Annotated in this window: 23 protein-coding genes and 1 riboswitch; of the genes, 13 read left to right on the forward strand and 10 right to left on the reverse strand. The window is 70.7% G+C overall.

The genetic code is table 11. From position 1 onward, the window contains the following. The first annotated feature begins 50 nt into the window (after window positions 1-50). From ABD944_RS07760 to ABD944_RS07770, 3 genes are read left to right on the forward strand one after another with little or no spacing between them, the layout of a single operon-like run. Window positions 51-1,247 (forward strand): thiolase family protein, encoded by a 1,197-nt coding sequence (locus tag ABD944_RS07760; RefSeq protein WP_345173800.1) that lies wholly within the window; start codon window positions 51-53, stop codon window positions 1,245-1,247. After that, entirely contained in the window at window positions 1,244-1,939 is a 696-nt protein-coding gene (locus ABD944_RS07765; RefSeq protein ID WP_345173801.1) for a 3-oxoacid CoA-transferase subunit A, read from the forward strand. The genes ABD944_RS07760 and ABD944_RS07765 overlap by 4 nt, the downstream gene beginning before the upstream one ends. Before the next feature lie 2 nt (window positions 1,940-1,941). Further along, window positions 1,942-2,589, forward strand: coding sequence for a 3-oxoacid CoA-transferase subunit B (locus ABD944_RS07770; RefSeq protein ID WP_345173803.1), 648 nt, complete (start codon window positions 1,942-1,944; stop codon window positions 2,587-2,589). A gap of 84 nt (window positions 2,590-2,673) precedes the next feature. Here the strand turns inward: ABD944_RS07770 and ABD944_RS07775 are convergent, their stop codons facing one another. Together ABD944_RS07775 and ABD944_RS07780 are read right to left on the reverse strand one after the other, a co-directional pair. Continuing rightward, window positions 2,674-3,441 (reverse strand): NAD(P)-binding domain-containing protein, encoded by a 768-nt coding sequence (locus ABD944_RS07775; RefSeq protein WP_345173806.1) that lies wholly within the window; start codon window positions 3,439-3,441, stop codon window positions 2,674-2,676. Window positions 3,442-3,471: 30 nt separating this feature from the next. Next, window positions 3,472-4,470 (reverse strand): threonine ammonia-lyase, encoded by a 999-nt coding sequence (locus tag ABD944_RS07780; RefSeq protein WP_345173808.1) that lies wholly within the window; start codon window positions 4,468-4,470, stop codon window positions 3,472-3,474. Window positions 4,471-4,570: 100 nt separating this feature from the next. Between ABD944_RS07780 and ABD944_RS07785 the strand changes: the two genes are divergently transcribed. Next, the gene (locus tag ABD944_RS07785; protein ID WP_345173811.1) at window positions 4,571-5,083 is read left to right on the forward strand and encodes an Lrp/AsnC family transcriptional regulator; all 513 of its coding nucleotides are present in this window, start codon (window positions 4,571-4,573) and stop codon (window positions 5,081-5,083) included. 47 nt (window positions 5,084-5,130) lie between these two features. On the opposite strand, the gene ABD944_RS07790 is transcribed toward ABD944_RS07785, so the two are convergent. After that, window positions 5,131-6,204: a GNAT family N-acetyltransferase gene (locus ABD944_RS07790; protein WP_345173813.1), complete on the reverse strand. Its 1,074-nt coding sequence runs from the start codon at window positions 6,202-6,204 to the stop codon at window positions 5,131-5,133. 30 nt (window positions 6,205-6,234) lie between these two features. Between ABD944_RS07790 and ABD944_RS07795 the strand changes: the two genes are divergently transcribed. Continuing rightward, window positions 6,235-6,723, forward strand: coding sequence for a MarR family winged helix-turn-helix transcriptional regulator (locus tag ABD944_RS07795; RefSeq protein ID WP_345173816.1), 489 nt, complete (start codon window positions 6,235-6,237; stop codon window positions 6,721-6,723). Here the strand turns inward: ABD944_RS07795 and ABD944_RS07800 are convergent. The 4 genes from ABD944_RS07800 to ABD944_RS07815 form a co-directional block, all read right to left on the reverse strand. After that, on the reverse strand, window positions 6,720-7,424 hold the full coding sequence (locus ABD944_RS07800) for a haloacid dehalogenase type II (RefSeq protein WP_345173818.1): 705 nt from the start codon (window positions 7,422-7,424) through the stop codon (window positions 6,720-6,722). The two genes, ABD944_RS07795 and ABD944_RS07800, sit on opposite strands and share 4 nt — an antisense overlap. A gap of 166 nt (window positions 7,425-7,590) precedes the next feature. Then, the gene (locus tag ABD944_RS07805; protein WP_345173820.1) at window positions 7,591-8,310 is read right to left on the reverse strand and encodes an RlpA-like double-psi beta-barrel domain-containing protein; all 720 of its coding nucleotides are present in this window, start codon (window positions 8,308-8,310) and stop codon (window positions 7,591-7,593) included. A gap of 192 nt (window positions 8,311-8,502) precedes the next feature. Then, a complete protein-coding gene (locus ABD944_RS07810) occupies window positions 8,503-9,180 on the reverse strand; it encodes a CHAP domain-containing protein (protein ID WP_345173822.1) in 678 nt (225 codons plus the stop codon). A gap of 14 nt (window positions 9,181-9,194) precedes the next feature. After that, a riboswitch (cyclic di-AMP (ydaO/yuaA leader) is annotated at window positions 9,195-9,345 on the reverse strand. A gap of 333 nt (window positions 9,346-9,678) precedes the next feature. Then, complete coding sequence (locus tag ABD944_RS07815) at window positions 9,679-10,305, reverse strand: DsbA family oxidoreductase (protein WP_345173824.1); 627 nt, start codon at window positions 10,303-10,305, stop codon at window positions 9,679-9,681. A 113-nt stretch (window positions 10,306-10,418) separates the two neighbouring features. Here ABD944_RS07815 and ABD944_RS07820 point away from each other — a divergent pair, with 113 nt between their 5' ends. Beyond that, a complete protein-coding gene (locus tag ABD944_RS07820) occupies window positions 10,419-11,018 on the forward strand; it encodes a TetR/AcrR family transcriptional regulator (RefSeq protein ID WP_345173827.1) in 600 nt (199 codons plus the stop codon). 101 nt (window positions 11,019-11,119) lie between these two features. On the opposite strand, the gene ABD944_RS07825 is transcribed toward ABD944_RS07820, so the two are convergent. Beyond that, entirely contained in the window at window positions 11,120-11,743 is a 624-nt protein-coding gene (locus tag ABD944_RS07825) for a LysE family translocator (RefSeq protein ID WP_345173829.1), read from the reverse strand. Between the two features lie 110 nt (window positions 11,744-11,853). Here ABD944_RS07825 and ABD944_RS07830 point away from each other — a divergent pair, with 110 nt between their 5' ends. Further along, the gene (locus ABD944_RS07830) at window positions 11,854-12,795 is read left to right on the forward strand and encodes a LysR family transcriptional regulator (RefSeq protein WP_345173831.1); all 942 of its coding nucleotides are present in this window, start codon (window positions 11,854-11,856) and stop codon (window positions 12,793-12,795) included. 81 nt (window positions 12,796-12,876) lie between these two features. Here ABD944_RS07830 and ABD944_RS07835 read toward each other — a convergent pair whose 3' ends face one another. Further along, window positions 12,877-13,389 carry an HXXEE domain-containing protein gene (locus ABD944_RS07835; protein WP_345173833.1) on the reverse strand — a complete coding sequence of 171 codons (513 nt, stop codon included), beginning with the start codon at window positions 13,387-13,389 and terminating at the stop codon, window positions 12,877-12,879. A 45-nt stretch (window positions 13,390-13,434) separates the two neighbouring features. Between ABD944_RS07835 and ABD944_RS07840 the strand changes: the two genes are divergently transcribed. From ABD944_RS07840 to ABD944_RS07855, 4 genes are all read left to right on the forward strand, one after another. Then, window positions 13,435-14,082: a TetR/AcrR family transcriptional regulator gene (locus ABD944_RS07840; protein ID WP_345173835.1), complete on the forward strand. Its 648-nt coding sequence runs from the start codon at window positions 13,435-13,437 to the stop codon at window positions 14,080-14,082. Window positions 14,083-14,367: 285 nt separating this feature from the next. Beyond that, window positions 14,368-15,774: a tetratricopeptide repeat protein gene (locus ABD944_RS07845; protein WP_345173838.1), complete on the forward strand. Its 1,407-nt coding sequence runs from the start codon at window positions 14,368-14,370 to the stop codon at window positions 15,772-15,774. Between the two features lie 726 nt (window positions 15,775-16,500). Beyond that, window positions 16,501-17,067 (forward strand): carboxymuconolactone decarboxylase family protein, encoded by a 567-nt coding sequence (locus ABD944_RS07850; protein WP_345173841.1) that lies wholly within the window; start codon window positions 16,501-16,503, stop codon window positions 17,065-17,067. A gap of 250 nt (window positions 17,068-17,317) precedes the next feature. Continuing rightward, the gene (locus tag ABD944_RS07855) at window positions 17,318-18,340 is read left to right on the forward strand and encodes an LLM class flavin-dependent oxidoreductase (RefSeq protein ID WP_345174185.1); all 1,023 of its coding nucleotides are present in this window, start codon (window positions 17,318-17,320) and stop codon (window positions 18,338-18,340) included. Between the two features lie 218 nt (window positions 18,341-18,558). Here ABD944_RS07855 and ABD944_RS07860 read toward each other — a convergent pair whose 3' ends face one another. After that, window positions 18,559-18,930, reverse strand: a complete 372-nt coding sequence (locus ABD944_RS07860) for a DUF6086 family protein (protein WP_345173844.1) — start codon at window positions 18,928-18,930, stop codon at window positions 18,559-18,561. Window positions 18,931-19,196: 266 nt separating this feature from the next. Between ABD944_RS07860 and ABD944_RS07865 the strand changes: the two genes are divergently transcribed. Beyond that, window positions 19,197-19,604 carry a nuclear transport factor 2 family protein gene (locus ABD944_RS07865; RefSeq protein ID WP_345173847.1) on the forward strand — a complete coding sequence of 136 codons (408 nt, stop codon included), beginning with the start codon at window positions 19,197-19,199 and terminating at the stop codon, window positions 19,602-19,604. A gap of 564 nt (window positions 19,605-20,168) precedes the next feature. Beyond that, window positions 20,169-21,455 carry a cation:proton antiporter gene (locus ABD944_RS07870; protein ID WP_345173851.1) on the forward strand — a complete coding sequence of 429 codons (1,287 nt, stop codon included), beginning with the start codon at window positions 20,169-20,171 and terminating at the stop codon, window positions 21,453-21,455. The last annotated feature ends 65 nt before the right edge of the window (window positions 21,456-21,520 follow it).

A 21,520-nucleotide genomic window follows, 5' to 3' on the forward strand; every position in this document is an offset into this window, starting at 1 on the left:
CGAATATTGATACTTCACTATATCAAGGCAGGCCGCTTAGCCTCGACGCCATGAGCTCCTATCTGTACTCCGCCGTCCGGACACCGTTCGGACGGTTCAACGGCGCCCTGGCGGGCGTCCGGCCGGACGACCTCGCTACAGACGTGATCAGAGCGCTGCTGGCCAGGGCGCCCCGGCTGGACGCGGCCGCGGTCGGGGAGGTCGTCTGGGGTAACGCGAACGGTGCGGGCGAGGAGAACCGCAACGTCGGCAGGATGGCGGCGCTGCTCGCCGGGCTGCCGACGAGCGTGCCGGGCACCACCGTCAACCGGCTGTGCGGCTCCAGCCTCGACGCCGCGATGAGCGCCTCCCGAACGATCGAGGTGGGGGACGCCGACGTGGTGGTGGCCGGCGGAGTCGAGTCGATGACCCGGGCGCCGTGGGTGCTGCCGAAGCCGGCCCGAGGGTTCCCGCCCGGAGACCTCGCCGCCGTGTCGACCACGCTCGGCTGGCGGCTGGTGAACCCGCGCATGCCGAGGGAGTGGACCGTCTCGCTCGGCGAGGCCAACGAATCGCTCCGGGAGAAGCACGCCGTCAGCCGGGAGCGCCAGGACGCGTTCGCGCTGCGCTCCCACCGGCTCGCGGCGGCCGCCTGGAACGAGGGCTTCTACGACGACCTCGTCGTGCCCGCGGGGGAACTGGAGCGCGACGAGGGCGTCCGCGCCGACACCTCTCTGGAGAAACTGGCCGGGCTCAGGCCGAGCTTCCGCGCGGACGGCACCATCACCGCCGGCAACGCCTCGCCGCTGAGCGACGGCGCCGCCGCCCTGCTGCTCGGCTCGGCCGCCGCCGCCGACCTGATCGGCCTCGACCCCCTCTGCCGCATCGCCGGGCGCGGCGCGTTCGCGCTCGACCCGCAGGACTTCGGCTACGCCCCGGTCGAGGCCGCCGACCGCGCCCTGGCCCGGGCCGGGATCGGCTGGGACCGGGTCGGCGCGGTCGAGCTCAACGAGGCCTTCGCCGTGCAGTCCCTCGTCTGCGTCGACGCCTGGGGCATCGATCCGGAGATCGTCAACACCCGGGGCGGCGCGATAGCGATCGGCCACCCGCTCGGCGCCAGCGGCGCCCGCGTCCTCGGCACGCTCGCGAAGGTGCTCCGCGAACGCCGCGAGCGCTGGGGCGTCGCCGCGATCTGCATCGGCGTCGGACAGGGGCTCGCCGTCGTCCTGGAGAACACGGACCTGCGCGGCGCGGGGGCCGGGGCATGAGCCGGACGGAGATCCTCGAAAGCGTCGACGAGGCCGTCCGCGGGATCGAGGACGGCAGCACCGTTCTGGTCGGCGGCTTCGGCTTCGCGGGAATGCCCTTCGACCTCGTCGACGGCCTGATCCGGCAGGGCGCGGGTAACCTCACCATCGTGTCCAACAACGCCGGCAACGGCGACGTCGGGCTCGCCGCCCTGCTCAAGGCCGGGCGGGTGCGCAAGGTGATCTGCTCCTTCCCCCGGCAGAGCGACTCCCACGTCTTCGACGGGCTGTACCGGGCCGGGAAGATCGAGCTGGAGGTCGTGCCGCAGGGCAACCTCGCCGAACGGATGCGCGCGGCCGGCGCGGGCATCGGCGCCTTCTACTGCCCGACCGGCGCCGGCACCCCCCTCGCCGAGGGCAAGGAGACCCGGACCATCGACGGGCGCGTCCACGTCCTGGAGTACCCGATCAAGGGCGACGTGGCGCTGATCAGCGCCCACCGCGCCGACACGATGGGCAACCTCGTCTACCGGAAGACGGCCCGGAACTTCGGCCCCGTCATGGCGACGGCCGCGACCACCACGATCGCGCAGGTGTCCGGCGTCGTCCCCGCCGGCGACATCGACCCGGAGACGGTGGTCACGCCCGGCATCTACGTCGACCGCGTCGTGCCGGTCGAGCAACGGCGCTACACCGTCCAAGGAGCACGCTGACCATGCCTTCCACCACCGGGCCCCTGTCCCCGGACGAGCTCGCCGAGGTCGTCGCCCGCGACATCCCGGCCGGCTCCTACGTCAACCTCGGCATCGGCCGGCCGACCAGGGTCGCCGACCATCTCCCCGACGGCGCGGGCATCGTGCTCCACACCGAGAACGGCATGCTCAACATGGGCCCCGCCGCCGTCGGCGAGGAGATCGACCCCGATCTCACGAACGCCGGCAAGGTCCCCGTGACCGAACTGCCCGGAGCTTCCTACTTCCACCATGCCGACTCCTTCGCCATGATGCGCGGCGGCCACCTGGACGTGTGCGTGCTCGGCGCCTTCCAGGTCTCGGCCACCGGGGACCTCGCCAACTGGCACACCGGGGCCGCCGACGCCGTTCCGGCCGTTGGCGGCGCGATGGATCTGGCCATCGGCGCCAAGCAGGTCTTCGTGATGATGACCCTCTTCGACAAGCAGGGCCGCTCCAAGCTGGTGCCCGCCTGCACCTACCCGCTGACCGGCACCGGCTGCGTCAGCAGGGTCTACACCGACGTCGCCGTCATCGACGTCGGCCCGGACGGGGCGGCGGTCCGCGAGACCTTCGGTGTCACGGTCGACGAACTGCGCGACCGGCTCCCCGTCCCCCTCGCGACCGTCTGACGCCGCCGGTCGCCGTGGGCGTGCCCGCCTTCGCCGAGGCGGGGGCGCCGGCGTGAACATCGGCGGCTCCTCGGAGCGGTTCCGTCATCCCGCGAGGTCGGCGACGAGGTCGTCCAGCGCCCGGGTGAGGGCTTCGGAGTTGGCCGGGGTGAACCAGGTGGTGCGAATGCGCTCGTTGTTCCCCTTCGGGGTCTCGTGATCGGCTGCGAGCTGCCGCAGGGTCCGGGTGTCGTCGCCCAGAGCCCGGCCGACCTCCTGGAAGAGGCTGCGGACGTAGCCGTCCGCGTCGTCGGGGGCGATGCCGTGGCCGACGGCCCACGAGGTGAGCGCGGCGAGGTAGGAGTAGTGGGTGGTGAGCGTTCCCGTCAGTGCGGAGAAGACGTCGAAGGCCGTCTCGTCCGCGACCGGGAGCGCCCCGCCCAGGTGCTCGAAGAGAGAATCCGCAACCGGGTGGGACGGGCACGTCACCGTGACGGAGCGGCGTTCGCGTATCGCGGGCAGCGGGATGGCCCGAACGAGTTGGGCGTCCGTGGTCAGCGTCCTTCGCAGGTCGTCGTTGCCGACGCCGGCCATCACGTTGATCACGATCTTGTCGTCGGGCACCGCCAGGCCGGCGAGCGCTTCGTGGCGGTCCTGACGGCGTACGGCGATGATCACGATCTCGGAGCGGTCCACGACCGCCTGGTTGCCGGGACACACCCGGACGCTTTCGTAGCGCTCGGACAGGTACGCCGCCGTCCGGGCTCCGCGAGGGGAGAGGAACACCTCGGGCGCGTCGTCGTCCCGGCAGTACAGGCCGTCCACGATGGCTTGGCCGATCTCCCCTACCCCGATGATGCCGATGCGCTTCACTGCGCTTTCCTCCATGGTGTGTGGGGTCGTTCAGAAGCTCGCGCGTCCAGCGGGCGCCTGCACAGCGCACGTGAGCCGGGCCGCCAGCTCCCGGACCTGCTCGGGACGGGGGTTGGCGCCGGTCAGCACCGTCGCCAGGCGGTCGCCGGGGACCGCGCCCCCGGCGATCGCCGCCAGGCCCGCCGCGCCCGCCGGCTCCAGGACGATGCCGAGCGTGCGCGCCGCCAACTCCATGGCGTCGGCGATGGCCTCGTCCGTCACCAGGACCATGTCGTCCACCAGGACGCGGGCCCGCCGCACCGAAGCCTCCGTCGGGCGACGCACCGCGATGCCGTCGGCGAAGGTGCGAGCACGTCCGGCGCGGACCGCGCGGCCGGCACGCAGGCTTTCCGCCATCGAGGGAGCGCCTTCGGCGTTGACCCCCACGATCCGGGTTCCGGGAGCGTGCTCCTTCATCCAGCGCGCCACGCCGTTGATCAGCGCGCCGTCCCCGACCGGGAGCACGACGGCGTCGAAGCACGCCCCGGCCGGCGCGCCGCGGGTCAGCTCGGCGCCGATCGTCCCGGCGCCTTCGGCGATCGCCGCCTGGACGCCGTCCTGCAGATGGACGCGGTCAGGATGGCGCCCGGCGTGGGCGGCCGCGGCCTCCCGCGCCGACGAGCCGTCCGGTCCCGCCGCGACGACGCGGGCGCCGAACGTCTCCATCCGCTCGCGCTTGCCGGGATTGACGGTCTCGGGCACGAACACCTCGACCGGCATCCCGCGTGCTCGCCCGGCGTAGGCGACGGCCTGCCCGAAGTTGCCCGAGCTGGCGCACACCACCGGCGTGCCGGGGGCGAGAGTGCTGAGCATCAGGTCGGCGCCCCGGCCCTTGAAGCTGCGCACCGGGTTGGCCGTCTCCAGTTTCACCGTCACCGCGCGGCCGCCCAGCGCCCGGCACAGCTGTTCGTCGAGGTACTGCGGGGTGTTGAGGAACACCGGATCGATCACCCGTAGGGCCTGCTCGATCCGCGCCACGTCCAGGTCCATGCGCGCCACCTTCCGCCGAGGCTTTCCGACCCGGCCGACGCTAACCGAGCTTCCGATCGACGCGATTGAGAATTCTTGCACCAAGGCGCAATAATCTTGCGTGCCCGAATCGCCGCCGCCCCGCCTGGACGAGATCGACGCCCTGCTGCTGGACCTCCTTCAGCACGACGCCGGGCGCACCCTGCACGACCTCGGGGAACAGGTCGGACTGTCCCCGAGCGCCGTCCAGCGGCGGATCGCCCGCTACCGCCGGCACGGTCTCATCGCCCGGCAGGTCGCCGTCCTCGATCCGCACCGCTTCGGTCCCACCGTCCTGGCCACGGTCCTGGTGACCCTCGTCCGGGAATCGTTCGAGCACCACCGGGCCTTCGCCGAACGGATGCGCTCGGAGCCTCAGGTCCAGCAGTGCTACCGCGTCGCGGGGCCGTGGGACTACGTAATCGTCCTGGCCGCGCGGAGCATGCGCGACTGCGGTCGGCTCGGAGACCGCCTGTTGAAGGCGGACGACAACGTCCAGCGCTACGAGACCCTGGTCGTCTTCGACACCATCAAGTCCGGCCTGGCTCTCCCACTTCCCGCTCGACCGCAGGACGGGCGGCCACCCGATGAGTGAACGCCGCCGCATCCCGTCGCGCCGCACTCCCCCTGCGCACGGGCCGATCAACCAGTGCTGAGGCGCATCTTGGTCAGGCGGATGGTTCCGTCGTCGCCGGGGACGGGGGCCGGCCGGTATCCCTCGCTCCGGTAGAGCGCGATGTTGTTCCGGCTGCCCGCTCCCGTGGACAGCACGATGCTGCGGCAGGCCTGGTCGGCGGCGGCCTCCGCCTCATGGAGCAGCCAGCGCCCCAGGCCGCGCCCCCGCAGGTCGGGGACGACGCCGAGCCGTCCCACGTGCCACTCGGCGTCCTCGCGGCGGGTCCGCACCATGCCGAGGAGCCGGCCGTCCCGCCACAGCCCGATCGCGTCCCAGGACGCGAGCCAGTCACGGACCTGCTCCACGGACTCGTGCAGCGCCGGGACGGTCACGGGGTCGTTGGCGAGGGCCTCGTCCACCCAGCAGCACCGCTGCAGGACGGTCACCTCGGGGGCATCGTCCGGCGTCAGCCGCCGCAGGTAGGAGCCCGGTTCGGGGCCGGCCGCCGATGCGGGCCGTGCTCGCTCTCGCATCGGCCGGAGCGCGTGCGCGACCCGGACCAGCTCCTCCAGGACGTCGTTCGCGGCCTTGCCGGCAGCGGCGGCGGGCCGCACCTCCCCGTCGTGCACGGCGTCGGCGATGCGGAGCGCGACCGTGGACCCCAGCGGTACCAGGCGCAGCGTGGTCACCACCTGCTTGGCGTGCTGCACGGCCCTCGTGCCCGCCGAGGTGTTGCCGTAGCTGACGAAACCGACCGGTTTCCACACCCACTCGCGGGAGAGGTAGTCCAGCGCGTTCTTCAGGGACGCCGGCATCCCGTAGTTGTACTCCGGCGTCACGACGATGAGGCCGTCCACGCCGTCCGCGATCGCGCTCCACCTGCGCGTGTGCTCGTTGCGGTACACGCCCGCCGACGGATGTTCCTCCTCGTCGAGGAACGGGAGGTCGAGGTCGGCGAGGGCCAGCGGCACCAGCTCGGCGCCGAGCTCGGCGGCGCGGGGCGTGATCGTCTCGGTCAGCCATGCCCCCACCGCGGGGCCGAGGGCGCCGGGGCGGGTGCTGCACACCAGCACGAGGACGCGCACCTGTTTCGTTGACATGTAAATGAACTTAGGCGATAGGTTGTTTACATGTCAAAGAATCCGCCGGACGAGCCCGTGCGCTGGCTGACCCCGGACGAGGAACGGGCGTGGCGGGCCTTCCGCCGCATGGTGATCGCCGTCCAGACCGGCACCGCCCGCGACCTCTCCCGGGTCGGCCTCTCCGAGCCCGACTACGAGGTGCTCAGCACGCTGTCGGAACGGCCGGGCCACGCCGGCACCCTGCACGAGCAGGCCGCGAAGATGGGCTGGTCGCGCAGCCGGCTCTCCCGGCACGCCACCCGCATGGAGGCCCGCGGCCTCATCCGCCGCGCACCCGACCCGGCCGACGGAAGGGGCTGCATCCTGGTCCTCACCGAACACGGCCTGGACACCTTGACGGACGCCGCCCCCGCCCACCTGGAGTCAGTGCGCCACCACTTCATCGACCGCCTTGGACCGGAAGACCTCACCGCCCTGGAACACATCGCCGGAAAGGTGGAAGCCCCGGACAGGGCGAACGGCCGCCCCGTCCGCTAGGTCCGCGGACCGGCCTCCAGGAGATCGGCGAGCTCACCGAACCCGCGCACGACGAGGTCGCATTCCACGTCGTCCGCCCGGTCGGCCGTGAGAGAGGGCCCCTTCTCCAGCGGACGCTCCAGGAACGCGGTGGCGAGCCCGGCTCCCCTGGCGCCGTCGATGTCCCACTTGTGCGCGGCGACCATCAGCACCTCCGCCGGTTCCACGTCCAGCAGCCGCACTGCTGTCAGGTACGCCTCCGGCTCGGGCTTGTACGTGCGGGCGAGCTCCGCCGACAGGATGCAGTCGAACGGCAGCCCCGCCCCCTTGACCAGGTGCGTCAGCAGGGCGAACCCGCCGTTGGACAGCGCCGCCACCACGCGGCTCTCCCTCAGGCGTGCCAGGCCGTCCACCGAGTCGTCCCACGCGGGCAGGCGATGCCAGGCCCGGACGAGCCGCCGCCGTGCGGTCTCGTCGAAGGCGTCAGCAACGCCGTGCAGCTCCAGCAGCTCGTCCAGCGACTCCCGGTGCAGCGTGTCGAGGTACACCCACTCCCGCTCTCCGCTGCTGACCCGCTGCATGGACGGGAGGTACCGCTCGCGCCATTGGTCGGCGAAGGCCTCGCTCTCCAACGCGACACCGCACTCCGCAGCGATCGCCGCCACCTGGCCGGCGACCCCTGTCCGCCAGTCGACGGTCGTCCCGAAGATGTCGCAGGTCACTACCTGGATCGCTCTGACGTCTAATCCCACTGGCACTCCCTCGCCCAGGAGCGCCCGGCTGGCGCCCCACCCCAGTCCTACCCCGGACGTGACAGACCCCGCCCTCGTCCGAAGACGGGAGCGGGGTCCGTGGTGAGGCCAGGAGGGGTCACCCGGTCGGGCCTGATCAGCCGAGGGGCTTCGGGGCGCCCTTCTTGCCGGCGCCGTGGCCCCAGGACAGGATCTCGTACTTGACGCCCTTCAGGTGGCCCGCCGAGGTGCCCGTGTCGTACTTGCTCCGCGGCTTCTTGCCGTCCACCAGGTGGCGGAAGGTGTAGGTGTCGAGGTCGAGCATGACGCCGCGGTGCGACGGCTCGCCCGGCCCGCGGTCCCCGACGAAGCCGGTGACGCTGCGCCCCTTGTAGGTGACCTTCACCTTGGTGTGCATGGGCCAGCTCGGGCTGGCGAACAGGCCCTTCTGCATCGGCTTGCCGCCCGCCGGGGCGCCCGTGTCGCCGTTCACGCCCGAGCCGTCGTCCCAGAAGTAGGACGCCTTGGTGCTGCCCGACAGGACGGCGTGGCGCTTCGGTGCGACCTTGGCGGTGCCGTGGTGGGTGGCCTTCGCGGCGGGCTGCCCCACCTGCTGGCCGGTCACCTTTCCGGTCACCTGCTTTCCGGTGACCGGCTGTCCGGTCACCTTGTGCCCGCTCAGCTGTTGTCCGGTGACCAGCTGTCCGGTCATCTTGTGGCCGGTGACCTGCTGCCCGGCCACCTGCTGTCCGATGACCTTGTGCGACATCGGCTCGTCGGCCTGGGCCCCGTGGGAGGTCCCGGCCGCCACGCCCGCGGCCAGCAGGCCCGCGAGAGCGGTACCGATCAGGGCGGTGTCGATGGCTCGCTTCTGCATGTTCATCCTTTGCTCGGTGGTCCGGGGCGCCGGGTCACGGCTTCGGCTAGTCGGGGGCTCGCCGTTCGGGCATGACGGATCCGGCGCACGGCACGTGGGCGTGCTCGCGACGTGGGTGTGATCGCGGAGGGATGGAGAAGGGGGAGGCACCACTGGACGGTGCGGGGCAACGGGCCGCTCAGCGGCCCTGGCTCACCGGTACTGGGGGTAGCCGTAGCCGGCGACGGTGGACGTGTCGCGGACCTTCTTCTTCACCGCGTCACCGGTGTTGCCCTCGATGGTGTTGATGGTGCCGTCGTGGTTGTCCTTGACGACGATGCCGACGTGCTCGACGCCCTTGATGCCGCCGCCGTTCCAGGCGAAGAAGACCACGGCGCCGGGCTTCGGGGTCTGGCCGAAGCGGCCGGTCTTCTTGAACCACTTGGCGTGGCTGACGGTGTAGGCGTCGGCGCCCATGCCCTTGGTGCCGGTGTGCTGGCCCAGCCAGGACACGAACATGTCGCACCAGGACTGGCCCTTGTAGACCGAGGCGCTCTTGGAACCGATGCGGTGGGCGTTCTGCTCGCCCAGCGGCGAGCCGACGTACCAGTCGTTGAACTTGCTGTTGCCCGAGGCGTCCTCGTGGGTGCCGATCTGCGTGCGGGCGAGCTTGATGACGTCCTGCGCGGAGGCGCCGGCGGTGGCGGTCTTCGCGCCGTTGGCGCCGGCCTGGGGCGCGGCGGCGACGTGCGCGGTGTTCGCGGGCTTGGTGTCCGCATGGGCGGACGGGGCCAGGGAGGCGAAGCCGAAAGCGCTCGCCAGGGAGAGGACGGCTCCGGCGGCGAAGCGGGTGCCCATGCGCTTGGTCAGGTCGAAAGTACGAGCGGTCATGCGAAGGTTCTCCTGAGGTCTTCCAGTCCGCCTACCGGGTTAGCTGTCGGGTTCGGGCATGGAAGTGGCCCTACCGCGACCCCGCGCAAGGCGGGAGTGCGGATTCACCCCGGTGTTTCGGTGGGTCCCCGGCTCCGCTCGGCCAGTGATCGGCGCTCTGCGGACTCGGCGGCGGACGTGCCTTGATCGGCCGTCCTGATGATCAGGGACTCGATGCGCCCGTCACGATCTGGTCGGGCGCTCCGGACGGGCTTTCCCGTCGGTCACACACCCACAACAGGTTCAAGCGGCCCCATATTTCGTCAAGCACACCCCAAAGACGCCGCTGACCTGTAAAGACTCCCCAAAGCGCCCTCAACGCAAGGGCTGCGGTCCAGTCAAGTCGACCCAAGATTTCTGGTCGCCACCTCGCCCCAACGGGAGACGATCACCCCCGAGCGCGCCCCCACCCGCGGGCTGGTCATCAAGGTGCCCAAGTTCACGACCGACCAGGACGCGTCATAGTCGCACCGGAGCCGGGCGCGGATGCGTGGTCCTGCTGGAGCGCCAGCGCGGTGAGTCGGCCCTCATCAACTCACCCTTCAGCGCGGCGAGTGACACGGCTCCGACCAGGACCGTCCCGTCGGGAAACCGGAAGACCGGCACTCGCGGGCCGGACACGCGAGCGGACCGAGCCGGTTCCGCGTGGGGCCGCTCGCCGTCCCACCTGACGCCGGTCGCGGACGCCAAGCCCCGCAGCACGTTGACGTCGCCGATGTCCAGACCGTCACTGAAGTAGGCGCGGTAAAGACGGGCGGTCATGTCCTCGGCGGTGCCGTGCGCGGCCGCCAGCGCGATGAGCCGGTGGGCGTCGGCGGTGCGGGCGGGCACGATCCGGTCGAGGTTCACCACCAGGCCGTCGACCGCCGCCGCCCGTGCGATCTGCTCGACCCGCGCGGTGGGCGCGAGAGGGAAATGGCCGCGGCTCGGCGGCGGTTCCGCCGCGGAACCCGCGGTCTGGTACGGCCTGAAGACGACCTCCAGTTCGCCGCCACCCGCACGGTGCTCCTCGGCGGCCCGCTGGAAGCGGGCGTAGCCGAGCGCCGACCAGACGCAGGCGATGTCGTGGGTGAACTCAACTTTCATGGGTTCGTCCTTCGATGGCGGCACGGATCGTTCCGTGCCGCCTCAGCATGCCCGCCGTCGCTCGCCGCGTCAATACGGAACGTTCCGTGCCGCCTGAGGGCTATGCTGTCCCCATGTCACCCAGACGTCCTGAGCGCCGAAGTGAAGAGGCCGCCAACGCCGTCATCAAGGCCGCCATGGACCTGTGCCAGGAGGTCGGGTACCGCAAGGTCAGCATCGAGGGCATCGCCGCCCGCGCCGGCGTCGGCAAGAACACGATCTACCGCTGGTGGCCGTCCAAGGCGGCCGTGCTGCTGGACGGCCTGCTGTCCACCTGGAAGATGGACGCGACCTTCCCCGACACCGGTGACTTCGTCGCGGACATCAAGACGCAGATGGCGGCGGCCTCGCGCATCCTCGGCGACCCGCACGTCTTCCCGCACTACCGCGCACTGATCGGCGAGGCCCAGCACGACCCGGACCTCCACCAGGCCTTGTGGGACAACTTCATCGGTCACCTGGCGGGCGCCGCGGCCGACCGCATCCGCGTAGCGCAGCGCAAGGGCCAGGTCCGCGCCGACGCCGACCCGGTCCTCGTCACCGAACTGCTCTACGGCGCCGCCTACTACCGCCGCCTGCTCACCCCGCGCACGGCCGACGCCGAGCACGTCAACGCCATCGTCGACCTCGCAATGACCGGCCTCGCCCCACCGGCCGACACCTCCACTCAGTAGCACGCCTCACCGCTTCTGGGCGCCCCTGCACATGCCGCCCGCGCAGGTGCTCACGGTTTGCGGCGGGCGAGCAGGGCCCGCGGACCTGACCGGGCCAGCCCTCAGACACCTACTGCCACCGCAGCGCCCAGCGCCAGCAGGACGGCACCGGTGGTCATGCTGAGCCCCCGCAGGACGGTCGGCTGCGACACCAGTGCGCGCCCTCGGCTGACGGCCCAGGTGAGCAGCATGTACCAGGAGGCGCTGACGAGCGCCCACAGGGCTCCCAAGGCGACGGTCGACAGGAACACCGGGCCTTCCTCGGTCACGAACTGGGGCAGCACCGAGATGGCGAACACTCCCGCCTTGGGGTTGCCGAGGTTGGTGATCAGGCCGGTGAGGTATCCACCCGTGAAGCCGGTGCGGCGCCCGTCCTGCTCGGGCGGACGGGGGGACCCGACCGTGAGCGCGGCCCGGAGCGTCTTCACCCCGAGGATCATCAGCACGATGCCGCCGGCGATCCGGAGCACCGCGTACGCGGTGGGGCTGGCCAGCAGGACGGCGGACAGCCCGGCCGCGGCGGCCGTCGACCACAGCAGGAAGCCGCTGGCATTGCCCGCGAGCGTGCCGTGGAGCGCAGGCCTGCCACCTTCCAGTACCTGCCGGATCATCAGCGCTTGACTCGCGCCGGGCAGCATCGCCAGCAACAAGGTGGTGATGACGAAGGCAGGCACATGCGTGGGCATGGGAACGAACCCCTTCCGGGGATTGCGGCCGACGGGTGTGCCATCAGGCTTCCTCGCTCCGCGCCCCTAAGGGAAGTTAAAAGAGAAGGGTGCAGCGTTAGCATTGGTGAATGCTGGTGGACCCGGGGCAACTGCGGCTTCTCGCCCTGATCGAGCGGCACGGCTCCCTGACGGCGGCGGCCCACGCACTCCGGCTCACGCCCGCGGCGGTCACCCAGCAGGTGGCCAAGGCCGAGCGCGACTGGCAGGTCCCCCTGGTCATTCGTGGCCCTCGCGGAGCGACGCTCACCGCGGCCGGTGCGCTGCTCGCCTCCCACGGCCGGACCGTGGAGCAGGCATCGGACCAGGCCGAGGCGGAACTGGCCGCACTGCTCGGCCACCTCTCGCTCCGCCTGCGGATCGGGACGTTCCAGGCGGCCGCCCTGCACCTGCTGCCACCAGCCCTGACGGCCCTGCGCCACCGCCACCCGGCCGCCGACGTCTCCGTCATCGACGTGGTGTCCGGGCGCGGAGCGGACGAGATCAGCGCGGGGAACCTGGACGTGGCCATCGTCGCGTCCTGGGACACGCCGCTCGCGCCGCCCCCGCACCTACGGGCGCACTCGCTCCTGGTGGACCCGATGGTCGTGGTCCTCCCCGACGACCACCCACTGGCCACCGGGCAGCCCGCGGACACCGAACTCCACCTGGAACAACTGCGCGACGAATCATGGGTCTCCATCCTGGCCGGCCATGCCGCCCGCGAACAGTTCCACAACGCCGCCCGCAAGGCCGGCTTCACCCCCACCGTGCGGTTCGAGACCGAGTCCTACGACGTCGCCCAAGCCCTGGTCGGCACAGGCATCGCCGTGGCCCTGGTGTCACGCCTGGCCCTGGCCCACGTCCCCGGCACCACCCATCGCGAACTGACCCACCCCAAGCCCTACCGCCACCTCTACGCCGTGACCAGAACCGACGCCAGCCTCACCCCACTCGCGGACATGCTCATCGACCTCCTCCGCGATGTCGCCCGCGACATCACCGCCACCTGGGCCACCCCGCACGGCGCCTGAAAAGCCCCGTTCTAAATCGATCACGACCCCCTCCTGGCTCGGAAGACCTCCCCGGCGGACCTGAGCGGGGTGTCGGGCCGCTCAGCCAGAGCGCTTCTTCTCGCGGGTCGAGGTCAGCAGGTCGGCTCCGGTGTGGACGGCCATCAGGGTCGCGGGGAGCAGGATCGCGGCGTCGCGGAGTGTCCGCGCCGGGTCGCGGCGAACGCCTGCGCGGCCGAGCGCGCGCCAAGCCCACAGGGAGAACGGCACGACGATCGTGGGTGCTGTGGCGACACCCGGGGTGTAGCCGCGTTGCCTGACGCTCAAAGCCAGGTGTCCGAGCCCGTGCACGCCGAACCCGGCCAATGCGGCCTGATAGAGCCGGGACCTCCCGCCGGTCCGCGCGCCGTCCACCGTGGCGGCGAGCATGAAGGCGCCCATGAGAGCGATGGCCGTGCGGGCGTGCGCCGTGGAGACCTCGCGACGCAGCCACACCGGTCCCGGAGCGCCGCCGCCCGCGTTCTTCCGCGACCAGGGAGCCATGGTGAACCACTCTTCGGCGTCGTTGGCCGCCCAAGCCAGCAGCAGCCCCCAGGTCACGCTCTTACGGATCATCCTCGCCTCCCTTTACGTTACGAGTCGTACTGTAATATTTCTGAAATGAGCGAGGAGCGCAAGGGCGCCGCAGGACGCCGCGGCCGGCCGCGCAGCGCCGACGTCGACCGCGCCGTCACCGCGGCGACGATCGAACTACTGGCCGAACAGGGATACGCGAAGCTGACGATCGAGGCGGTCGCCGCGCGCGCGGGGGTGGGCCGGCCGGCGGTGTACCGGCGCTGGCCGACCAAGGACGACCTGGTGGTCCACGCCCTGGTCGAACAGGTGCCGCCGCTGGCCGTTCCGGACACCGGCGACGTGCTGCGCGATCTGAAGGAACTGTCCGCCGGGTTCGCGCTCCGGCTGGCCGGCTCCCCGCTCGGTCGGACCGTCCTTGCCGTGCACGCTGAAGCGGGCCGTCGGCCCGACCTCGCCGAAGCGCTACGACACCACTACCTGAACCCCAGGAACGCCACCATCCGCGCCTTGATCGAACGCGGCCTGGCCGAGGGCCGCCTCAACCCCGCACTCGCCCCCGACACGGTCCGCGACCTGGTCTTCGGCCCCCTGATCTACCACTGGCTCGTCACCGGCCACCTCTCGACCGCCACAGCGAACACCCTCGCCGACGCCGCGTGCGCCGCGGTCAGCCGCACCTTCCCCTCGCCAGATCGAGCCGGCGGCTCCACCGACACGCCTGGCCGTCCGTAGGAACCATCTACAGAGCTCGGCGGCGTGGGGACGGCCGGTCGGCGGTTGCCCGGGTGGAAGGACGCATGCAAGGCTGAATCGTCTTGCGCCGCCTGCGACGACCACGAAGCCGCGCGGCACGAGGAACCGGGCCACGCCGGGTCCCCTCTCTGTTGAAACGACCGACAAAGGGACACCAGTGACTGATCACGCACGGGGGACGGCCCCCTGGCACGGCCGCATCGAGCAGGTCCGCGGCGCCGACCTGGACCCCGACACCGCACACGTCGAACGTCCGACGGAGACATGACGGCCATGAAGACGGACGAGCACGGGCTGGCCATCGGGGCGGGCAGCCGCACCGCGGTCGAGCACTACGACTACGCCGTCCATGAGCTGCTGCACTTCCGCCCGGAGGTGGACGCCGAAGCGAAGCGGGCACTCGAAGCGGATCCCGACTTCCCGCTGGGCAACGTCCTGTCGGCGTACCTCGGGCTTCTGGCCACCGAGCCCGAAGGCGCGCGGGCCGCGGCGGAGCGGTTCCGGCTCTTCCGGTCGCGCGTGGACGGCTCCGGGCTCCTTCCCCGCGAGCGGGCCCACGTCGCGGCGCTGGAACGCCTGGTGAAGGGCGACTTCCCCGGCTGCGGCCGCCTGCTTGGCCAGATCAGCGAGGAGTACCCGCGGGACGTCCTCGCGCTGTTCGTCGGCCACCAGGTCGACTACTTCACCGGGGACGCCCGCGCACTGCGCGACCGGGTCGGTGGTGCGCTGACGGCATGGAGCGAGTCCGACCGGCATTTCGGCCAGTTGCTCGGCATGTACGCCTTCGGGTTGGAGGAGGCAGGGCACTACGACCGATCGGAGGAGGTCGGCCTGCGCGCGGTCGGGCTCGACCCGAAGGACGTGTGGGGCATCCACGCGGTCGTCCACACCTACGAGATGCAGGGCCGGTTCCGGCGAGGCATCGCCTACATGGACGAACGGACGACCGACTGGTCGACCGGCACGTTCTTCAACGTGCACGCGTGGTGGCACTATGCGCTCTACGCACTGGAGGCCGGAGACACGGCCCGTGCCTTGGAGATCTACGACGCCGTGCTCCACGGCCCGGAGTCGACAGGCACCGCGATGGAGCTGCTGGACGCCGCCGCACTGCTCTGGCGCCTGCTTCTCGAAGGCGATGACCAGACCGCGAGGTGGAACGCCTTGGCCGACGCCTGGGCGTCCAAGGCCGAGGAGCCGTTCTACGCGTTCAACGACATGCACGCGGTGATGTCCTTCGTCGGCGCCGGCCGCTTTGGCGACGCCGACCGGTTGATCGCCGACCGCGAGGCCTACCTGGCCGCTCCCCTGCCCGACGTCACCAACCAGGCGATGACCGCACGCGTCGGCCTTCCGGTCTGCCGCGCTCTGGTGGCCTTCGGCCGCGGCGACCACAGCGCCGCCGTCGACCTCCTCGCTCCCATCCGGCACCAGGTCAACGAATTCGGCGGCAGCCACGCGCAGCGCGACGCGGTGCAGAAGACCCTGCTGGAGGCCGCCCTCCGCTCCGGCCGCCTCGATCTGGCCCGCGTCCTGGTCAGCGAGCGGATCAGCATACGACCCGCCAGCCCGTTCAACTGGCTCAAGCACGCCGACGTCGCCGAAGCCCTCGGCGACGCGGCCACGGCGTCCACCGCCCGATCGCACGCGGCGAAGCTGCGCCGGCCCTGAGCTCCCGGCCGACGCGGGCCTCCCCCGCCACCGGCTCGGACCCACGATCAGCCCCCAAGTCGTACCCGAGGTGCTCGCAGACGTACTCGCGCAGGTCGCAACTGGTCCCCCAAGGGCCGACTGGCCCTGCCAGAAAACACACCAAACCAACTTGGTGCAATAAACGAGACGGTCGAGCGAATTTCGGTCGATCAGTTCCCTAATATCGCGGCGTCCGCACCATTGGGGACTCGTTGACGTCGGAGGAAACCGCCCTCCAACGCCGACGCCGCCGAGCTAATCGGCCTCATCGGGGATCTCATTCGGTCGCTGATCGAACATACGAGGCATCTTCGGGACCTGGAGGTCACCGAACACTGGGAGGGATCGTCGCAGCTTAAAGCCCTGGACGGCGTGTACAGCACCTGAAGCAGTACACGACGAGCGGCAGGCCGAAAAGGGGCCAGGTAACCACGAGCACCTCGCGGCCGAGCGCCAGCACGCCGAGCCCTGAAGCACCCGCGGAGAGAGGTGACCGCGCAAATGAGTGACGGTGCGCAGGCCGCGCATGGTCGCCCCGCATGGGCGGTGAGGAGGGACCCGCCTGCCTAATGCGCTTCGCGAAAGCCGAATGCCAGCATGGCCGGATCTGACACCTTTTGCCCCCTGCCCTGGGCCCGCCCGATGCGAGACACTTCCTTGTGCACGGAGAGCGAATCCCTGACGTGGACAACGTTTGGAGAACCGATGCCGCATATCGCCCTGGGGAACGACGCGTCCGGAATCATCTCGCTGTTCGCCTACCGGCCCGAGACCGCTCGCCCGATGAGCGAGCTGGCCGAGGTGCTGCTGCGCGGCCCGAGCTCGCTGAGCCGCGGCGAGCGGGAACTGATCGCCTCCTACGTCTCGGCCCTCAACGAGTGCGAGTTCTGCACCACCTCGCACGCGGCGTTCGCCGCCGCCCAGCTCCCCGAGGGCATCGCGCTGGTCGACCAGGTGCGGGCCGACCTCGAGAGCGCACCCGTGTCGGCGAAGCTGAAGGCCCTGCTGAGGGTGGCCGGCGCGGTCCAGCGGAGCGGGCGCGCCGTGCGGCCCGAGGACGTGGCCGCCGCCCGCGCCGAGGGCGCGACCGACGTCGAGGTGCACGACACGGTGCTGATCGCCGCCGCGTTCTGCATGTTCAACCGGTACGTGGACGGCCTGGGCACGACCCTGCCCGACGACCCCGCGGAGTACGCGGCGTCCGCCGACGCGATCGTCAACGGCGGATACCTGGCCATACTCGGCCGCCGAGAGGCACACGCCGAGACGTGAAGTCCGCCGTTGCACCCGCCCGGAAGTAGCCGCCCGCGCCCTCCCGCTCCGCGTCAGCCCTCCTGGGTAGACGGGCACCGGGGTTCACCGGCTTTGGCCTGATCATGGACGACCTGCCGGGCATGCGGGCCGATACCGGGTGATCGCAGAGGGCTCCGGCCGGGCCTGATGTGTGACGGTCGAGGGCCGTGGGGTGGTCGTGGTGCCGGCGTGCTGGAATCTCGCGGGCGCTGAGCTGGTTGGTATAGGTGTGAAGAAGATCGGTTTTCTTTCGTTCGGTCACTGGAGTGACGGCGCGGGCTCGCGGACCCGGTCGGCTGCGGACGCACTGCTGCAGTCGATCGATCTCGCGGTGGCCGCGGAGGAACTCGGCGCGGACGGCGCCTACTTCCGGGTGCACCACTTCGCCAGGCAACTGTCCTCTCCCTTCCCGCTGCTGTCCGCGATCGGTGCGAAGACCTCGCGCATCGAGATCGGCACAGGCGTGATCGACATGCGCTACGAGAACCCGATGTACTTCGCCGAGGACGCCGGCGCGGCCGACCTGATCTCCGGTGGACGGCTGCAGCTCGGCATCAGCCGGGGATCACCGGAACAGGTCATCGACGGGTGGCGCTACTTCGGGTACGAGCCGCCCGAGGGCGACACCGATGCCGACATGGCACGCAAGCACACCGAAGTCCTGCTCACGGTGCTGCGGGGCAGAGGGTTCGCCGAGCCGAATCCGCGGCCGATGTTCCCCAATCCGCCCGGGCTGCTGCGCATCGAGCCGCATTCCGAGGGGCTGCGGGACCGCATCTGGTGGGGCTCGGGCTCCAATGCCACCAGCGTGTGGGCGGCCCAGCTGGGCATGAACCTGCAGAGCTCCACGCTCAAGGACGACGAGACCGGCGAGCCGCTGCACGTCCAGCAGCGCAAGCAGATCGAGGCCTACCGGCAGGCGTGGAAGGAAGCCGGGCACCAGCGCGAGCCGCGCGTGTCGGTCAGCCGCAGCATCTTCGCGCTGACCACCGATATGGACCGCGCCTACTTCGGCCGGAACGCCGACTCGGGCGACCACATCGGGATGATCGACGAGAACACCAGGGCCATCTTCGGACGCTCGTACGCGGCCGAACCGGACGTCCTGGTCAAGCAGCTCGCCGACGACGAGGCCATACAGGCCGCGGACACGCTCCTGCTCACGGTCCCCAACCAGCTCGGTGTGGACTACAACGCCCACGTCCTGGAGAACATCCTGACCCACGTGGCACCCGAACTCGGCTGGCGCTGAGAGCACAGCAAGCCGCGTCCGTCTCGACCTGGAGCCGCGCTCGGTCGACGTCCCCGATGAGCACCCGCCGCTTTCGGCGGCGGTCTTCGATCAACCAACCCACGACAGACAAGCCCAGATCCTGCGGCTCGCTGACACCGCGAGCCGCAGGATCTCCTGGCTGCACGCGCAGGGGGGTGTCCCTATGGGATTCGTCAAGGGTTGGGTCGGCGGGTGGCTCAGGTGACCATCGCGCGGCCGTGGTGCCGGCTGAGCTCTTTCAGCGACGCGATGTCCGGGTTGTCCGAGGATTGCAGCGCTGGTAGATGACCTCCGCCGCGGGTGACCAGGACGATGGCGGTCGCGGTGAATCCCTGCATCAGGGATCGGAGGATCACGTGGTTGGAGCGTGTATAGCGGTCGATGAGGGTGTCGACGAACACGCTGAAGACGTCGATGTCGATCTCGCACTCATCCGCCTCCATCGGGCCGAGGCCTGTGGGGAGGTCGGTGAGCGTGGCGAACGACTCTGCCGCTCGCAGGAAGACCTGAGCGACTCCTGTTGCGGGATTCCAGAGGACCCGTTCGCCGATCTGGAAGAACTGGCTCATCGTCCTCCTTGCCGCCGTCATCGCAGCAGCGTGATCAGGTGGCAGTGATCATCGATCCTAGGGTGCCAGGAAGGGCCTGTCGGGCGCCGGATCCAGCGGGTCCTGCGGCTTGGGCTGCGGATGGTCGGGTCGGTAGGGCTGTTCGGGGTGCCAGACCGGTGTAGGCGGCCAGAAGGCCCGGGGTGGGAAACGCGCGTAACGGGAAACCCTACGGGGGTGCGGTACAGTCCAGCGTAAGCGTATTGCCTACTCTTACAAGGGGCATCATGGGCATCAGCACCGAGCGCGACCTCGTCGACTTCCTCGTCACCTACACCCGGGACATGGCCCTGTCAGAGGAGGAACCCGGCGCGATCCTCGACCGCTACTTCGTGCCGGACTTCGAGTACTGCAACGAGGGCCTGGTGATCGACCGGCAGCGGATGATCGACCACGTCCGGCCCGTCCGCAAGAACGTCGACAGGGCGGCCATGGCAGCCGACGAACACACCGGGGTGGAGATCCACCAGGCGCTGGTCCGCGGTGACCAGATAAGCGCACGCTGGACCCTCCGCACCAGAATGCGCAAGGGCAAAACCTTCACCGCAGAGGTCTACATGTTCGGCCGGCTGGCGCCCGACGGCCGGATCCAGCGGATCGATCAGATCAACAGGCCACTCGACGATCAGCGGTAATCCACCCGATCACGAGTACGACCGTGACGCCCTCGTCCAGGTCGCCCACCACCAGTTCGAGTACGTACACGCAGCGATGCTCACGCTCCTCACCACGGCCGAGGCACTTCGCATCCTGACCACCACCGACAGCCCCGATGCGCCAACGCGATCAAGGCCGGCATCTCGCGTAACAGGAACCCGCGAAGTCACGTAGCTCTTGCAGCCGGCGAGCCGCGAGTGGTTGCCGTCCCCGTGGCGCTGAAGAACGGCGTCCAGTGCGCTGGCACCGCGGTCCTGGGCGCGGCCACGGCCGTCCTCGTCATCGCCGGAGCCTGGCGGTTCAACCACCGGACCCTCGCCCCGCGGAAGGCCGGGCGCGTCAGGTCTCGGTTCCTCGGTCGGCGGCGCTCTTCACGGCGGCCTTGGCGCACCTTGTCGGCTCGACGTAGTCGACGGCGCGGGTGCCAGGGTGCTCGCCTGGAGGCCGTGTGGAAAGCGCGCTTGGATTCGCGTTAGGGTCGTGGCCGGTGAGCCGGGAAGTCTGGTCGGCATTGCGTCCGCCATTCCCGAAAGAGCCCCGGTATGCCCAACCTTCTGCTCGCCTTCTCCGCCTTGCTGCTGCTGGCGGTCCTGGTGTCCAGCCTCGCGCACCGCACTGTGCTGTCGACGGCGGCGCTGTTCCTGGTCGGCGGGTTCCTCCTCGGTGACGGCGTCACCGGGGTGATCGCCCTGCGGCCCGGCGACACGCTGGTGTCCGAGTTGGCGGAGCTGGCGCTGTTCGCGGTCCTGTTCACCGACGGCATGCACGCGGGCTGGCAGGACCTGCGCAGCGCCTGGCGGCTGCCCGGACGCGCGCTGGGCTGGGGCCTGCCGCTGACCCTGCTGGTCACCGCCGTGCTCGCGCACTACGTCGTCGGCCTGGGATGGGTGCAGTCACTGCTGATCGCGGCCGTCCTCACCCCGACCGACCCCGTGTTCGCCGCCGCGCTCGTCGGCAACGACAAGGTCCCGCCCCGGCTGCGGCACCTGCTCAACGTCGAGTCGGGCGTCAACGACGGGCTCGTCCTGCCGTTCGTGGTGCTGTTCCTGGCGATCGCCCAGGGCGAGGAGAACCTGCACCTGGGCGAACTCGGCGCCGAACTGGCCGGCGGTCTGGCCATCGGCGTGGCGATCCCCTGGGCGGCGATCATGCTGGTGCGCACCCGGTGGTTCGCGATCTCGCCCAAGTACGAGCCGCTGAACGCCGTCGCGATCGGGCTGCTGGTGCTCGCGACCGCGCAGGCCACGCACGGCAACCTCTTCCTGGCGGCCTTCGCCGCCGGGGTCACCGTCGCGACCGTCGGGCACCGGCACCGGGAGGCGTTCGAGCAGTTCGGCGAGCTGGTCGCCGAACTCCTCAAGCTCGCCGCGCTGCTGGTGTTCGGTGCGCTGCTGTCCCCCGCGTTCCTCGGCGACGTCGGCTGGACGGGCTGGGCCTTCGCCGTGCTGGCGCTGGTGGTCGCCCGGCCGGTGGCGATCTGGGTGTCGTTCCTGCGCTCCGGGCTGACCGCGCGGGAGCAGGCGGCGGTGATGTGGTTCGGCCCGAAGGGCTTCGCCTCGGTCGTCTACGGGCTGCTGGTCCTGGAGTCCGGCATCCCGGCGGGTGAGAAGATCTTCCACCTGGTCGGCGTCACCATCACCCTGTCGATCCTGGCGCACTCCTCCACCGACATCGTCGTCGCCCGCGGCTTCGACGACGAACGCGAAGTACCGGCCTGGTTCGAGCGCACCCGCACCCGGATCAGGCGTCCGGGAGTCTCCGGCAAGGCGCCGGACGAACCCTCGCCACCGTCCAGATCGGAAGATCGTTCCGAGGACCGTCCGCAGTGACCGCGAGGCTGCCCGTCCGCGCGGGCCCGGTCCTCCTTGACCGGGTCCGCGCGGCACCGGGACCG

It is taken from the genome of Actinomadura verrucosospora (assembly GCF_039540335.1).
Lineage (GTDB): Bacteria > Actinomycetota > Actinomycetes > Streptosporangiales > Streptosporangiaceae > Spirillospora > Spirillospora verrucosospora.

Coding starts and splice junctions, on each gene's coding strand:
- ABD944_RS07860 (WP_345173844.1), bottom strand. CDS start 18,930: ATGAGCCAGTTCTTCCAGATCGGCGAACGGGTCCTCTGGAATCCCGCA.
- ABD944_RS07840 (WP_345173835.1), top strand. CDS start 13,435: ATGAGCGAGGAGCGCAAGGGCGCCGCAGGACGCCGCGGCCGGCCGCGC.
- ABD944_RS07865 (WP_345173847.1), top strand. CDS start 19,197: ATGGGCATCAGCACCGAGCGCGACCTCGTCGACTTCCTCGTCACCTAC.
- ABD944_RS07765 (WP_345173801.1), top strand. CDS start 1,244: ATGAGCCGGACGGAGATCCTCGAAAGCGTCGACGAGGCCGTCCGCGGG.
- ABD944_RS07810 (WP_345173822.1), bottom strand. CDS start 9,180: ATGACCGCTCGTACTTTCGACCTGACCAAGCGCATGGGCACCCGCTTC.
- ABD944_RS07815 (WP_345173824.1), bottom strand. CDS start 10,305: ATGAAAGTTGAGTTCACCCACGACATCGCCTGCGTCTGGTCGGCGCTC.
- ABD944_RS07790 (WP_345173813.1), bottom strand. CDS start 6,204: ATGTCAACGAAACAGGTGCGCGTCCTCGTGCTGGTGTGCAGCACCCGC.
- ABD944_RS07780 (WP_345173808.1), bottom strand. CDS start 4,470: ATGGACCTGGACGTGGCGCGGATCGAGCAGGCCCTACGGGTGATCGAT.
- ABD944_RS07825 (WP_345173829.1), bottom strand. CDS start 11,743: ATGCCCACGCATGTGCCTGCCTTCGTCATCACCACCTTGTTGCTGGCG.
- ABD944_RS07850 (WP_345173841.1), top strand. CDS start 16,501: ATGCCGCATATCGCCCTGGGGAACGACGCGTCCGGAATCATCTCGCTG.
- ABD944_RS07835 (WP_345173833.1), bottom strand. CDS start 13,389: ATGATCCGTAAGAGCGTGACCTGGGGGCTGCTGCTGGCTTGGGCGGCC.
- ABD944_RS07770 (WP_345173803.1), top strand. CDS start 1,942: ATGCCTTCCACCACCGGGCCCCTGTCCCCGGACGAGCTCGCCGAGGTC.
- ABD944_RS07795 (WP_345173816.1), top strand. CDS start 6,235: ATGTCAAAGAATCCGCCGGACGAGCCCGTGCGCTGGCTGACCCCGGAC.
- ABD944_RS07760 (WP_345173800.1), top strand. CDS start 51: ATGAGCTCCTATCTGTACTCCGCCGTCCGGACACCGTTCGGACGGTTC.
- ABD944_RS07820 (WP_345173827.1), top strand. CDS start 10,419: ATGTCACCCAGACGTCCTGAGCGCCGAAGTGAAGAGGCCGCCAACGCC.
- ABD944_RS07870 (WP_345173851.1), top strand. CDS start 20,169: ATGCCCAACCTTCTGCTCGCCTTCTCCGCCTTGCTGCTGCTGGCGGTC.
- ABD944_RS07830 (WP_345173831.1), top strand. CDS start 11,854: ATGCTGGTGGACCCGGGGCAACTGCGGCTTCTCGCCCTGATCGAGCGG.
- ABD944_RS07845 (WP_345173838.1), top strand. CDS start 14,368: ATGACGGCCATGAAGACGGACGAGCACGGGCTGGCCATCGGGGCGGGC.
- ABD944_RS07805 (WP_345173820.1), bottom strand. CDS start 8,310: ATGCAGAAGCGAGCCATCGACACCGCCCTGATCGGTACCGCTCTCGCG.